The sequence below is a fragment of the Cryobacterium arcticum genome (assembly GCF_003185895.1).
Classification (GTDB): domain Bacteria; phylum Actinomycetota; class Actinomycetes; order Actinomycetales; family Microbacteriaceae; genus Cryobacterium; species Cryobacterium arcticum.
The window spans coordinates 458,910-471,408 of sequence record NZ_QHLY01000012.1; the positions used below are offsets into that span (position 1 = coordinate 458,910).

At 69.3% G+C, this 12,499-nt stretch carries 14 protein-coding genes; 9 read left to right on the forward strand and 5 right to left on the reverse strand.

Annotated elements, in window-relative coordinates; all coding sequences use genetic code 11:
* Positions 1-126 precede the first annotated feature (126 nt).
* Positions 127-723 (forward strand): MarR family winged helix-turn-helix transcriptional regulator, encoded by a 597-nt coding sequence (locus tag CTB96_RS11840; RefSeq protein ID WP_181397246.1) that lies wholly within the window; start codon positions 127-129, stop codon positions 721-723.
* Between the two features lie 53 nt (positions 724-776).
* Positions 777-1,304, forward strand: coding sequence for an adenine phosphoribosyltransferase (locus CTB96_RS11845; protein ID WP_110127103.1), 528 nt, complete (start codon positions 777-779; stop codon positions 1,302-1,304).
* A gap of 186 nt (positions 1,305-1,490) precedes the next feature.
* On the opposite strand, the gene deoC is transcribed toward CTB96_RS11845, so the two are convergent.
* Positions 1,491-2,213: a deoxyribose-phosphate aldolase gene (gene deoC, locus CTB96_RS11850; protein WP_110127104.1), complete on the reverse strand. Its 723-nt coding sequence runs from the start codon at positions 2,211-2,213 to the stop codon at positions 1,491-1,493.
* Positions 2,214-2,323: 110 nt separating this feature from the next.
* On the opposite strand from deoC, the gene CTB96_RS11855 reads away from it, so the two are divergent.
* Positions 2,324-2,773 carry an NUDIX domain-containing protein gene (locus tag CTB96_RS11855; RefSeq protein WP_110127105.1) on the forward strand — a complete coding sequence of 150 codons (450 nt, stop codon included), beginning with the start codon at positions 2,324-2,326 and terminating at the stop codon, positions 2,771-2,773.
* Positions 2,774-2,797: 24 nt separating this feature from the next.
* Here CTB96_RS11855 and CTB96_RS11860 read toward each other — a convergent pair whose 3' ends face one another.
* Positions 2,798-3,364 (reverse strand): TetR/AcrR family transcriptional regulator, encoded by a 567-nt coding sequence (locus CTB96_RS11860; protein ID WP_110127106.1) that lies wholly within the window; start codon positions 3,362-3,364, stop codon positions 2,798-2,800.
* Positions 3,365-3,459: 95 nt separating this feature from the next.
* Here CTB96_RS11860 and CTB96_RS11865 point away from each other — a divergent pair, with 95 nt between their 5' ends.
* A complete protein-coding gene (locus CTB96_RS11865) occupies positions 3,460-4,416 on the forward strand; it encodes an alcohol dehydrogenase catalytic domain-containing protein (protein WP_110127107.1) in 957 nt (318 codons plus the stop codon).
* On the opposite strand, the gene CTB96_RS11870 is transcribed toward CTB96_RS11865, so the two are convergent.
* Positions 4,413-5,276: a DUF1295 domain-containing protein gene (locus tag CTB96_RS11870; RefSeq protein ID WP_110127108.1), complete on the reverse strand. Its 864-nt coding sequence runs from the start codon at positions 5,274-5,276 to the stop codon at positions 4,413-4,415. The genes CTB96_RS11865 and CTB96_RS11870 overlap by 4 nt on opposite strands.
* A 22-nt stretch (positions 5,277-5,298) precedes the next feature.
* Entirely contained in the window at positions 5,299-7,878 is a 2,580-nt protein-coding gene (locus tag CTB96_RS11875) for an ATP-dependent DNA ligase (RefSeq protein ID WP_110128454.1), read from the reverse strand.
* Between the two features lie 128 nt (positions 7,879-8,006).
* On the opposite strand from CTB96_RS11875, the gene ku reads away from it, so the two are divergent.
* The 5 genes from ku to CTB96_RS11900 all read left to right on the forward strand — a co-directional run bounded on the left by ku (position 8,007) and on the right by CTB96_RS11900 (position 11,590).
* Positions 8,007-9,011 (forward strand): non-homologous end joining protein Ku, encoded by a 1,005-nt coding sequence (gene ku, locus CTB96_RS11880; RefSeq protein ID WP_110127109.1) that lies wholly within the window; start codon positions 8,007-8,009, stop codon positions 9,009-9,011.
* 31 nt (positions 9,012-9,042) lie between these two features.
* Positions 9,043-9,627 carry a CDP-alcohol phosphatidyltransferase family protein gene (locus CTB96_RS11885; protein ID WP_248283352.1) on the forward strand — a complete coding sequence of 195 codons (585 nt, stop codon included), beginning with the start codon at positions 9,043-9,045 and terminating at the stop codon, positions 9,625-9,627.
* Positions 9,628-9,748: 121 nt separating this feature from the next.
* On the forward strand, positions 9,749-10,162 hold the full coding sequence (locus tag CTB96_RS11890; protein ID WP_110128455.1) for an FHA domain-containing protein: 414 nt from the start codon (positions 9,749-9,751) through the stop codon (positions 10,160-10,162).
* Entirely contained in the window at positions 10,162-10,860 is a 699-nt protein-coding gene (gene ftsR / locus CTB96_RS11895) for a transcriptional regulator FtsR (RefSeq protein WP_110127111.1), read from the forward strand. Before CTB96_RS11890 ends, ftsR begins: the two co-directional genes overlap by 1 nt.
* Before the next feature lie 178 nt (positions 10,861-11,038).
* A complete protein-coding gene (locus CTB96_RS11900) occupies positions 11,039-11,590 on the forward strand; it encodes a MerR family transcriptional regulator (RefSeq protein ID WP_110127112.1) in 552 nt (183 codons plus the stop codon).
* Between the two features lie 93 nt (positions 11,591-11,683).
* Here the strand turns inward: CTB96_RS11900 and CTB96_RS11905 are convergent, their stop codons facing one another.
* Complete coding sequence (locus tag CTB96_RS11905) at positions 11,684-12,496, reverse strand: ParA family protein (RefSeq protein WP_110127113.1); 813 nt, start codon at positions 12,494-12,496, stop codon at positions 11,684-11,686.
* Positions 12,497-12,499 lie beyond the last annotated feature (3 nt).

Below are 12,499 nucleotides of genomic sequence, written 5' to 3' on the forward strand. Positions count from 1 at the left end.
AGGTCGGTGTCAACAAGTTCGATGGTGCGTTCACCTGCGTGCATCACGGGACTCCTTCTCGTGCAGCCAAGATACCGGAAAAAGTACCTAACCGAGTTAGCGATATTCGAGGCTAGCATGTACATCATGCCCCGAGACGACCCCGCAGCCACGGAACCCCGCCGCACACGACCCGGCAGCTTCTGGTACCCGGTCGAGGAAGCGGGTACCGGCAGCGCCATCGAGGTGCTGCGGGCGGTGCGCCGGTTCCGGGTCGCCGATCTGGCCATGCGCAACAAGGCCCGCACCGACATGGACATGAACGACAGCGACCTGGTGGCCCTGCGGCACCTGATCGCTGCGGGGGAGCGGCACGAAACGATCGGTCCCAAGGACCTCAGCGTGCACCTGGGCATCACGTCCGCCGCGACCGCCAAGCTGCTGAGCCGGCTCGAGGGCGCCGGCCGGTTGCGCCGGGAGCCGCATCCGAGCGATCGTCGGGCGCAGGTGCTGCATGCCACGGTCAGTGCCTACGAGGAGGTGCGCCAGGTGCTGGGTTCGGCGCACCGGCGGATGCTCGACGCCGCAGAGAAACTCACCGCCGCCGAACAGCTGGCCGTCGTGCGGTTCCTCGATGAGCTCAGCGGAGCCATGGCCGAACCGGACGAGGCTGACGAGTCGGGGGAACCTGCCGACGACACCCCCGTCGACCAGCCGGATGCCGGCAGCCCCGCGCAGCACTAACGTAGGACCATTGCCCGTGCAGGCGGGATACCCCGCGGCAGTAAAGTTGGTCGGTGACCCAAACAGCTGCCCAGCACGTGAACACCCTGCTCGCCTCGTACCCCGACTTCCCGCTTCCCGGAATCCTGTTCCGTGACCTCAACCCCGTCTTCGCCGACGCGGTGGCATTCCGGGCCATCATCGACGAGCTGGCCGAGAAGCACCGCGGGCAGTTCGACGCCGTCGCGGGCATCGAGGCGCGCGGCTTCCTCCTGGCGGCCGGCATCGGCTACGCCGCCCAGTGTGCAGTCCTGGCCGTGCGCAAGGGCGGCAAGCTGCCCGGCACGGTGCTCACCGAGGAATACGACCTCGAATACGGCTCGGCCCGGCTCGAACTCGAGGTGGGCCAGCTGCCCGCCGGCTCCCGGGTGCTGATCGTCGACGATGTGCTGGCCACCGGTGGCACCGTCGCGGCAACGGCCCGCCTCGTGGAGCGCGCCGGCTACGTCACCGTCGGCGTGGGCGTGGTGCTCGAACTGGCCGACCTCGACGGCCGCAGTCGGGTCGGCGCTGTGCCGGTGCACACCATCGTCGCGGTCTGACCGGCCTGACCGCGTCCCGCGTCCCGCCTCCCGTTTTCCGCCTCCGTCTTCTGTTGCCGGTGCGGACGATTGCGGCCGGTGCGCCGGGAGCATGTGTCCGCTCTGGCAACAGAAAGCCCGCCTGCCTCCTCGAGTGAGGCGGCAGGCGGGCGGATGCCGGCGGCGGGGGAGCGCCGCCGGGTCGGCTCAGTAGGCGGCGGGGTTCGCCGGCGCCTCGACCACGGCGCCGGAGAGCACGGCTTTCGTACCGGAGACGCCGAGGCGGCTGGCGCCGGCCTCGATCATGGCGAGGGCGTCGGCGTGGCTGCGCACGCCGCCCGAGGCCTTGACGCCGAGGGCGTCGCCCACGGTTTCGCGCATCAGGCGCACGGCGTGCACCGTGGCGCCGCCGGTGGGGTGGAATCCGGTGGAGGTCTTGACGAAGTCGGCGCCGGCGTTCACCGCGGCACGGCACACGCCCACGATCTCATCGTCGGTGAGCGCGGCCGACTCGATGATCACCTTGAGCAACAGCGGTGCGGGGATCTCGGCGCGCACGGCGCTGATGTCTGCCTCGACCAGGTCGAACCGGCCGGCCTTGGCCGCTCCGACGTCGATCACCATGTCGACCTCGTCGGTGCCCTGCGCCACCGACAGGGCGGCCTCAGCTGCCTTGATCGCGCTGGCGTGCTTGCCGCTCGGGAAACCGCAGACCACGGCGACCTTGAGGTCGGCGTCGACGGGGATGGTCAGGGGCAGCATCGACGGTGATACGCAGACCGAGTACACACCGAGTTCAACGGCCTCGGCGATGAGGGCGGCGACATCGGCCTGGGTGGCTTCGGGCTTGAGCAGGGTGTGGTCGATGTACCGGGCCAGGGCGGCGGCGTCGAGGGCGGCGCCGGATGAGGCGGAGGTGGAAGAGGTCATGCTCGCTGTCCTTTGGGTGGGGCGGTGGGGTATCCGCCGGGCTCGATCTTACCGCCGTGCGCTCCGGGCTGCCGGGCGAGGTCCGCCCCCGCATACGGCATGCTTAAGCAATGAGCGGCAGTGGTGATGCGTGGGTCTACGGCCCGGATGGTGCCAGGTTCTGGGGCCTGTACGGGGCCGCCGGCCTGCTCGTGCATCATCGCGAGCGCGGTGTCCTCCTGCAGCACCGCGCCGTGTGGAGCCACCACGGTGATACCTGGGGAGTTCCGGGCGGCGCGCGGCACGAGAACGAGAGCGCCCTGGAGGCCGCCCTGCGCGAGGCCGGTGAGGAGGCCGGTGTGCCGGCGCACCTCCTTCGGGTGAGCTTCACCTCGGCGATCGACCTCGGGTTCTGGTCGTACACCACCGTTGTGGTCGAGGCGCTGGAGTTCTTCGAGCCGGTGATCAGCGACACCGAGAGCATCGCCCTGCGCTGGGTTCCGCCGCAGGAGGTCGAACTGTTGCCGTTGCACCCGGGCTTCGCCGCCAGCTGGCCGGCCCTGCGCGACCGCCTGGTCTGACCGGGCTCTGACCGCGCTTCGGCCTCAGGACGGATCGGCAGCGATCCCGCGGACGAGGATCCGGTGGAGCGCGCGAACCGCGGCTTCCGCTTGGGCGTCGGGTCTGCCACTGAACGCTGTCATCGCCATCATGCCGACACGCACGTCGTCCGTCGTCACATCCGGTCTCAGCCGGCCGGCCGCACGCGCCGTGGCGACGAGTCGGTGCAGAGCCTCGCCGTGCGCCTGGCGGGCCTGGGCGAAGGGTACGTCCCCGGCCGGACTGTCGAGCAGCACGCGGAGAAGCCCGGGATGCTCGATCTGCACCTCCGCGAACCAGGCCAGCACTTTCGTCAAACCGGTCCACGGATCGGGTTCAGCCACCGCCAGCTGCATGGCCCGGGTGCAGGCGGCGACCTGCTCCGCCAGGACGGCTTCGATGAGATCGTTTTTCGTCGGGAAATGCCGGTAGGCGGTGGCGATGCCCAGCCCGGCCTCGCGAGCAATCGCCCGCATGGAGACCCCCAGACCGTCCTGGCGGAGGGCGCGTGCGGCGGCCGTGGTGAGGCGGAGGCGATTGTGTTCCCGGTCGAGGCGGGGTGCGCGAGTCATCTCAGCCACGGTCCGTCTCACTTCTCGTCGATCCGGATCGGGTGTTCCGGAACGTGCCTACTGTAGCCCGATCAGCTCTCACGAAAGGCATCATCATGTTCGCAGTCCAGTTCGACCGGCACGGCCCTGCTTCTGTTCTTTCCCTCGCCGAACGGGAGATGCCCGCTGTGCCGGCGGGCTGCGTGCTGGTACACGTGCGCGCGGCCGGTGTCTCACCGGTCGACGTCGCCCTGCGCGCCGGCGGAACACCGGTGGCCGCGTCGCTGCACCTGCCGCACATCACCGGCATCGACGCGGCCGGCGTGGTCGTGGGGATCGGTGCCGGCCTGAGCGATGTGACGCTGGGCGACGAGGTCTTCGGCACTGTCCTGCTGACCGAGTTCGGTGGTGCTGCGGCTGAGTACGCTGTTCTCGCCCTGTGGGGAGCGAAGCCCGCCGCGTGGTCCTGGGCGGAGGCGGGAGCCGCCGGTTCTGCCGTCGAGACCGCGACTCGTGCACTGGACCTGCTCGACATCGTTCCCGGCGCAGTCGTGATCGTCGAAGGCGCAGCCGGCGGGGTCGGCTCGATGGCGGCGCAGCTCGCCGCCGCACGGGGTGCCCGGGTGTTCGGGACCGCACGGCAGGAGTCGCTGCACATCGTGGCGTCGCTGCCGGGTATCACGCCGGTGCGCGCGGGCGACGACTGGAGCGATACCTTCGGTCCTCTCGGTATCCACCGCGCCGATGCCGCCCTGGACGCGAGCGGAGCCGGCGTTCTGGGCGCCCTGGTCGAGGCCACCGGCAGCGCGCACACCGTAGTCACGATCGCCGACCCGACGGCAGCGGAACACGGCGTTCGCCTGACCCGCGGTGTGCTCGCGGGCGAATCCACCGGCAACCACGGTCTGCGTTCCCTGGCGGCTCTCGCTGAACGCACCGGCGTGCGTGTGCTGCTGCGCGGTAGCTTTCCGTTCGGAGAGGCCGCCGCCGCGCACGCCGCCGCGGAGGTACGGCCGCGCTGGGGCAAGGTCGCGCTGGTCAACGACCAGCCCCGGGCCTCACCGCTTGGCTAGAGCCGCTCGCCGGACGGCGGCGCGTTCTCGGCCACCGGGACCCGGCGTTTGGGTGCCAACGGCACGAGCGGCCACACCTCGCGGCGGTAGGCCGCATAGCCCGGATGCCGTTCCATCGAGATATTCTCGGTGAAGGCGATCGACCCGGCGAACAGCAGCGTCAGCAGCACCGCACCCAGCGTGCCCGCCTGCAGGATGCTGCCGGCGGCGATGGCGCCGAACCCGGCCACGAGCCACCACTGTGCGATCTCGAAGAAGTAGTTCGGGTGCCGGGAATACCGGAACAACCCGCCGCGCAGGAAGCCGGGGTCGGCGTCGCCGCGGGCGCGCCGCTGCAGGCGGTCGCGCTGGAACTTCCACTGCTGCTGGTCGGCGATGGTCTCCCCGGCCAGGCAGGCCAGGAACAGCACCGTCAGAACGAGGTCGCCGGCGCCGAACGGTGTGCCGGGGTTCTGCAGGGCGACCCAGGCCGGCAGGGTGATCAGCAGCAACAACAGGTTCTGGTAAATCGAGATGAAGAACAGGTTGAAGGCGGCGAACTGACGCCGGCTCAGCCGCCGGCGAATCGCCGCCCACCGGTAGTCCTCTCCGCCGGGCCGGTAGCCGCCCTTGCGAGCGAAGTTCAGGGTGAGCCGCACGCCCCAGAGCGTGCCCAGCACGGCCAGCACCACCAGCCGGGCGTCGGCCAGGCCGCCGACCGCAGCGAACACCCAGAGGTACACCGGCGGCAGCAACGACCAGGCCCGGTCGACCCAGGAGTACTCCCGGGTCAGCACCGCCAGCAGCCTGGTGCCGAGGCTGGCGGCCGCGAACACGGCCGAGCAGATCAACAGCGCAGCGGATGCACCGGTGTCAGCCATCAGTCGTCCTTCCTCTCCCGATTCAACCGTCGGCGCCGTGGCGGCTCTGTTCCTCACGCACCACGTCGGCCGGCGCCTTGTCCGGCCGGAGACCCCGCCAGCTCGGGTGCCGCAGCCGACCAGACGGCGTCCACTCGCTGAACTCGGCCTCACCCACCAGCACGGGCTCCACCCACACCGCGTCAGCGGCATCGGCCGCCGGCACATCGTCGAAGGGGCTGTCGGTGCGGGCCAGCTCGTCGAGCCGGCGGCGCAGGGCCGTGAGGTCGCGGTCGCGAAAACCGGTGCCGATCCGGCCGGCGTAGCGCAGCGGCGCCGGCCCGGTCTCGCCGGCCGCCCGTTCGGCGGGGATCCCCACCAGCAGTGAACCCAGCGTGCTGCCGCGGTGGCCGTTGCCGGGCCGCCAGCCGCCGATCACCACCTCCTGCGCCTTCACGTGCTTGATCTTCACCCACCGGTCGGTGCGGCGCCCGCTCTGGTAGCTGCTTCCGTTCTGCTTGGCGATCACCCCCTCGAGGCCGAGCCTGGCACTGGTGGCGAGCGCGTCGGCCGCGGCGCCGTCGAACGCCGGCGGCACCTGCACGGTACCCGTGGCCGTGACGTGCTCCTCCAGCGCCCGGCGACGCACCGAATAGGGCTGGTCAACCGCCGCCACACCGTCGTGCTCGAGCAGGTCGAAGACGAAATAATGCACGGGAGCACCCTGCCGGGCCCGCCGCACATCGCGTTCGTCGGTGAGTCCGAGCCGGGTCTGCAGCCGGGAGAAGTCGGGGCGATTGCGGCGGTCCAGCGCCACCACCTCACCGTCGAGCACGGCGCTGTGCTGGCCGAGGGCGTTCCGCAGGTCGTCGACCAGTTCGGGGAACGAGGCGGTCACATCGTTGCCGTTGCGGGTCAGGAACCGCACCGCGCCATCCGGCCCGCCGTCGAGGTAGGCGAGCATACGGATGCCGTCCCACTTCATCTCGTACGCCCAGCCGGAGTCCGGCGAGAGATCCGCCGGGCTGCCCGACCGGGCGAGCATGGGGGAGTACGCGGTGCGGGCGGCCACCGTGGCGGGGGCGGCCACCTCGGCCGGAGCGCTCACCGCGCCGGCCGCAGAGCCGGGCTTGGGCTTCATCAGATGGATCAACCAGTTACGGGAGTCCGCGCCGCCGGTGCGGATCAGCGCGTATTCGCGTTCGGCCCCGGCCAGACCACCGTCCGGCCGGCCGTGCAGGGTCACGATCACCTCGTCGTCCCGCCATTTCTCGACCGAGTAGGTGCCGGAGTCCCAGATCGTCATGCTGCCTGCCCCGTATTCCCCGGCCGGAATGTCGCCGGAGAACTCGAGGTACTCGAGCGGGTGGTCTTCGGTGTGCACGGCGAGGTGGTTATGGGTGGGATCGGTCGGCACACCCTTCGGCAGCGCCCACGAGGCCAGCACACCGTCATGCTCGAGCCTGAGGTCGAAGTGCAGGGCGCGGGCGTGGTGCTCCTGGATCACGAACGCGGCACCGCCGACTCCCGGCCCACCCGTCGGCGCGGCGTCCGGCACCGGCTCCGGCGTGCGGCCGGCGTCGCGCTTGCTGCGGTACGTGTGGAGCCGGTCCTCTGTCTGTCCGGTAGAGGAACCAGCGCCGGCCGACCGGGCCCGGGGCGCCTTCTCGTCGATGGCATCGGCCACCACCGCCAGCGGGTCGCGCCCGCGCTCCAGACGTTTCAACACCTGCCGATAGTCGAGCTGCTCCAACCCCGGCGCCTCGAGTTCGCGCCAGGTTCGCGGTGCCGCCACGAACGGCCGCATCAGGCCGCGCAGGCTGTACGGCGCAATCGTGGTCTTGTTGGCGCTGTTCTGGCTCCAGTCCACGAACACCTTGCCCGGTCGCAGCGACCGGGTCATCGCGCTGAGCACTTCGCCGGGGTGGTCGGCTTCCAGCGCCCTGGCCAGCTCGTGCGCCACTTGGCTCACCTGCTCGGAGCTGTGGCTGCCGTCCAACGCCGCGTACAGGTGGATGCCCTTGCTGCCGCTGGTGACCGGCATAGTGTCCAGCCCCATGTCCAGCAGCAGCGCCCTGGCCCATCTGGCCACCTCCGCGCATTCGGCCAGGCCCACACCCTCGCCCGGGTCGAGGTCGAGCACGAGCCGGTCGGGGGAGGCTGGTGCACCGGCGGCGTCGAACCGCCACTGCGGCACGTGCACCTCGAGGGTGCCGATCTGGGCCAGCCAGGTGAGGGTGGCCAGGTCGTTCACCAGCGGGTAGACCGTGCTGTGCGCCTTGTGCGCCACCTCCCGGCGCTCCACCCAGGCCGGGGTGCCGTCGCCCAGATTCTTCTGGAAGAACACCTGCCCGGGCTCGTCGGCGGTGCCGACCCCGTGCACCCAGCGCTTGCGGGTGGCCGGCCGATCCTGGGCGTGCCGGATGAGCGCATCCGCCACTGCCGCGTAGTAACCCAGGATGTCGGCCTTGGTGGTGCCGGTCTCCGGGTACATCACCTTCTCCAGATGGGTCAGGGTCACCCGGCGGCCGCCCACGGTGACGACCTCGCGGCGCGCGGCGGATGCCTCCGGCGCGCGCCCGTTTCGCGCGGCGTGCCCGTCTGCCCCTCTGCCGGCTGCCATGCCCCCAGCTTGCTCCGCCGGGGCCGGATGGTCCAGCACCAGCATGTTCGGGCTCGATGGCGCTAGTGTCACCACACCCCTCTGGTGTGTACTGGAGTGCAGATGCAGGACAGTAGGAGGCGAAACCGATGAGATCCATCTGGAAAGGTGCCATCACCTTTGGGCTGGTCAACGTGCCGGTCAAGGTCTACAGCGCCACCGAAGACCACGACGTCGAACTGCACCAGGTGCACGACGCGGATGGCGGACGCATCCGGTACCAGCGCCGGTGCGAGGTCTGCGGCCAGATCGTGGACTACGCGCACATCGACAAGGCCTTCACCGACGGCGACAAGACCGTGGTGATCACGGATGCCGACCTCAAGTCCCTGCCGGAGGAGCGCAGCCGGGAGATCGACGTGGTCGAATTCGTGCCGAGCGACCAGCTCGACCCGATCATGTTCGATCGCAGCTACTACCTCGAACCCGACGGCTCCTCACCCAAGGCGTACGTGCTGCTCCGTCGCACCCTCGAGCAGACCGACCGCACCGCGATCGTGCACTTCGCGCTGCGCCAGAAGACCCGGCTCGCCGCGCTCCGGGTGAAGGGCGACGTGCTGATGCTGCAGACCCTGCTCTGGGACGACGAGGTGCGGGTGGCCGACTTCCCGGCCCTGGAGACCAACGTGAAGATCTCCGACCGGGAACTCGACCTGTCGTCGGCGCTCGTCGACTCCTTCGCCGCGGACTTCACCCCGGGCGACTACACCGATGAATACCAGGCGCAGCTGCGCCGGCTGATCGAGGAGAAGCTGGACAAGGGCGACGCGATCGACACCGATGCCACCTTCGGCGCCACCGACGAGGAGGAGGGCGGGGGAGAGGTGCTCGACCTGATGGAGGCCCTGCGCCGCAGTGTCGACCGCAGCCGGTCGGGCTCCGGCGGCGAGTCAGGGGAGAAGAAAACAGCCGCGGCTGCCAAGACGACCAAGACGACCAAGACCACGAAGACCGCCAAGACGGCCAAGTCCGCCACATCCACCGCCGGCGCAGCGGATGGTGACTCGACGACGAGGTCCGCGGCGCCGGCGAAGAAGAGGAAGAAGAAGGACGCCGATGCCGAGCCGGAAGAAGCCGTGCGCCGCGGCGCCTGAGCCGGGGAGCAGCTCTGGCTAGACTCGACCCGTGACCGGGCCCGCTTCACCCCCACTCAGCTCCAGGGTGCTGACGGTGCCGAATCTGCTCAGTTTCCTCCGCCTGGCCCTCGTTCCGGTCTTCCTGTCGCTGCTCGTCACCGGCGCCGACGCGTGGGCGCTCCTGGTGCTCGCGGTGTCCAGCCTGACCGACTTCCTCGACGGCTGGATCGCTCGACGGTTCAACCAGATCACCCGGCTCGGCCAGCTGCTCGACCCGGCGGCGGACCGGCTCTACATCTTCGCAGCGCTGATCGGTCTGGCCTGGCGCGAGCTGGTGCCGTGGTGGCTCGTGGTGATCGTCGTCGGCCGCGATGTCTTCCTGCTCGGACTGGGAGTTGTGCTGGCCAACTACGGTTTCGGTCCGCTGCCCGTGCATCAGCTGGGCAAGGTGGCCACCTTCTGCCTGTTCTACGCCCTGCCGATGATCATGCTCGGGCAGGCCTTCCCCGAGTTGTCCTGGTGGTCGCAGCCGGTCGGATGGGCGTTCGGATTGTGGGGCGCCTACCTGTACTGGTGGGCCGGCGTCATCTATGCGATTGAAACGGTTCGCGTGATTCGGCTCGAGCGCGTCTGAAGGCCCTCTCCATCCGATACGATTTACCCGTAGGAGGTGCACGGTGGTCGATTCCGACGAGAAGAAAGAACCCGAGCGCAGGGTAGCGCCCGAGAATGCCACGGGGAGCGTCGATACCACGATGACGTTCAGCCAGGAATTCGCGGCATCGTTGGCTGCACTCGACTCGAACGTCACGGTTGAGGAGCAGGACGCCATTGCGGCCCTGCCGTCAGGCTCTGCCCTTCTGGTGGTGCGCCGCGGCCCCAATTCCGGTGCGCGCTTCCTGCTGGACGCCGACCTCACGACAGTGGGCCGGCACCCCGAGGCGGACATCTTCCTCGATGACGTCACGGTCTCCCGGCGGCACGCCGAGTTCCTCCGCAACGGCCGTACCTTCCAGGTCAAAGACCTCGGGTCGCTCAACGGCACGTATTTCGACGGTGAACGCATCGACCTGGCTGTCCTCACCGACGGTTCCGAAGTTCAGGTCGGCAAGTTCCGCCTGACGTTCTACGCCTCGCGGCTCGACCTCGTAAAACTGGCGAGCGACTAGTGCCGGCGTCCTCCGCCCAGGCCAGACTGCCGGGCGCGACGTCACTTCTGAGTATCGGCCAGGTCCTGGCCCGGCTGACGCCGGAGTTTCCCGACCTCACCCCCTCCAAGCTGCGGTTTCTGGAGGAACAGGGCTTGGTCTCCCCGGCGCGCACGGAGTCCGGCTACCGCAAGTTCAACGGCGGCGACCTCGACCGGCTGCGCCTGATCCTGTCGATGCAGCGCGACCACTACCTGCCGCTGAAGGTGATCAGGGCCTACCTCGACGACCTCGACTCCGGCCTGTCCCCGGTGCTGCCCGGCGGCGGCGCCCCCGGACCGAGCATGCTGGTGAACCATCGCACGTTCAGCCGTGATGACCTGCTGCGGGAGTCCGGCGCATCCGCGGCGCTCCTGAATGAGGCCGTGTCATCATCCATCATCCTGCCGGCCGAGCACTACGGCGACGACGCCCTCAGGGTGCTCCGCGCTCTGGTCGACCTGCAGAAGAGCGGCATCGAACCTCGGCACCTGCGCGGCTTCCGCGGAGCCGCCGAACGCGAACTCGGCCTGATCGAGAGCGCCCTCGTGCCGCTGTCCCGCCGCAAGGACTCGTCGAGCCGGGCCAAAGCCGCTGAGATGGCCGTGGAGATTGCCGGCCAGCTCGAAGTCATCCGCGGCAGCCTGATCCGTTCTGCCCTGGGCCGCCTCACCAAATAGGTCGTAGACTGAGAGTTCAACGCGTGTTCATCGTGTTCGACTTGTTCTGCGTGGCGAAGTCCCATCGTTCTCTCGACACGCCGGGGTCCAAACGACGGATGTGATGGGCTGGGGCCGTTCGCCTCGCTAACGTTGAAGTGCGAGCCGCCGGCGTCGCATCCACCCCGAGAGGCATCGTATGAGTGAGCTCAATCCCCGAGACGACTCTTCTCGGTATGGTGAGGGCCTGCTGTTCACCGACGGCATGCCCAAACTCGACGAGAACTCCGGCTACCGCGGTGCCGTCGCAGCCAGAGCCGCGGGTATCAGCTACCGCCAGCTCGACTACTGGGCCCGCACCGAACTCGTGGAACCCACCGTGCGCGGTGCGGCAGGGTCCGGATCGCAGCGCCTGTACGGCTTCCGCGACATCCTGGTGCTCAAGCTCGTCAAACGCCTGCTCGACACCGGCATCTCCCTGCAGCAGATCCGCACCGCGGTGAACCAGCTGCGCGAATCCGGCGTGAACGACCTCGCCCAGACCACCCTGATGAGTGACGGCGCCAGCGTCTACCTCTGCACCTCCAACGACGAGGTCATCGACCTGGTCAGCCGCGGCCAGGGCGTCTTCGGCATCGCCGTCGGCAAGGTCCTGCGCGAGGTGGAGACCACCCTGGTGGAACTCGACACCCAGACCAACGACCCCTCAGACGAGCTCGCCGCCCGCCGGGTCTCCCGCAAGGTCTCTTAGGATCTCGACAAGCTCGATCACCGAAATCTCGCGAGCTGTGAGAAAAGCCCCGAAAACGCGAGCGTTTCGGGGCTTTTCTCACAGCTCGCGTGCCTAGCGGGTGCTCGTTTCGGCGTATTCGCCGATGCGGGCGGTGCGAAGAACCCGGTCGAGCAGCTGGTCGAAGTAGTGCGCCATCTCCTGGGCGCTGTCGCCGGGCCAGGTGTGCAGCGGCTTCGCGGCGCCCTGGGCCTGCTGCAGGCTGGTGCGCTCCGGCAGCTGCGGGCTGAGCACGAGCGGTCCGAACATGTCCCGGAGTTCCTTGATCCGGAACTGGTGCTCCAGCGACGCCGTGCGGGCGCGGTTCACGATGATGCCCAACGGCTGCAGGCGGGGGCTCAGCCCACGGCGGATCTCCTCGATCGCGCGCAGCGCACGGTCGGCGGCGGCCACGGAGAACAGGCCGGGTTCGGTGACCACGGCGACCCGGTCGCTGGCGGCCCAGGCGGTGCGGGTGAGGGCGTTCAGCGACGGCGCACAGTCGATCAGCACGAGGTCGTAGTCCTTCTCCACGGTGGAGAGGGCCTCCTCGAGCTTCCAGATGTCGCGGATGCTGGGGTGCGGGCCGTCGAAATTGATGGCAGACGGGCTGCCGATCATGACGTCGATGGTGCCGGGCCGGCCGCGGGTCCAGCCGCTGGGCGCAATCGCGGCGCGCACGACTTTCTCCTTCGGCGAAGCCAGCACATCGGCGACGTTGAGGTGGCCGGCGAGCTGGATGTCGAGCCCGGTTGAGACATCTGATTGCGGATCGAGGTCGACCACGAGGGTCCGAACACCGCGGGCGAAGGCAGCAGAAGCCAGACCAAGGGTTACCGTGGTCTTGCCTACCCCTCCCTTGAGGGAGCTAACGCTAAGTACGTGCACAAG

What these genes read in the sequence shown, in the direction of transcription:
- CTB96_RS11840 (WP_181397246.1), top strand. Translation starts at nt 127, where the DNA reads ATGCCCCGAGACGACCCCGCAGCCACGGAACCCCGCCGCACACGACCC.
- deoC (WP_110127104.1), bottom strand. Translation starts at nt 2,213, where the DNA reads ATGACCTCTTCCACCTCCGCCTCATCCGGCGCCGCCCTCGACGCCGCC.
- CTB96_RS11855 (WP_110127105.1), top strand. Translation starts at nt 2,324, where the DNA reads ATGAGCGGCAGTGGTGATGCGTGGGTCTACGGCCCGGATGGTGCCAGG.
- CTB96_RS11860 (WP_110127106.1), bottom strand. Translation starts at nt 3,364, where the DNA reads ATGACTCGCGCACCCCGCCTCGACCGGGAACACAATCGCCTCCGCCTC.
- CTB96_RS11865 (WP_110127107.1), top strand. Translation starts at nt 3,460, where the DNA reads ATGTTCGCAGTCCAGTTCGACCGGCACGGCCCTGCTTCTGTTCTTTCC.
- CTB96_RS11870 (WP_110127108.1), bottom strand. Translation starts at nt 5,276, where the DNA reads ATGGCTGACACCGGTGCATCCGCTGCGCTGTTGATCTGCTCGGCCGTG.
- CTB96_RS11875 (WP_110128454.1), bottom strand. Translation starts at nt 7,878, where the DNA reads ATGGCAGCCGGCAGAGGGGCAGACGGGCACGCCGCGCGAAACGGGCGC.
- ku (WP_110127109.1), top strand. Translation starts at nt 8,007, where the DNA reads ATGAGATCCATCTGGAAAGGTGCCATCACCTTTGGGCTGGTCAACGTG.
- CTB96_RS11890 (WP_110128455.1), top strand. Translation starts at nt 9,749, where the DNA reads ATGACGTTCAGCCAGGAATTCGCGGCATCGTTGGCTGCACTCGACTCG.
- CTB96_RS11900 (WP_110127112.1), top strand. Translation starts at nt 11,039, where the DNA reads ATGAGTGAGCTCAATCCCCGAGACGACTCTTCTCGGTATGGTGAGGGC.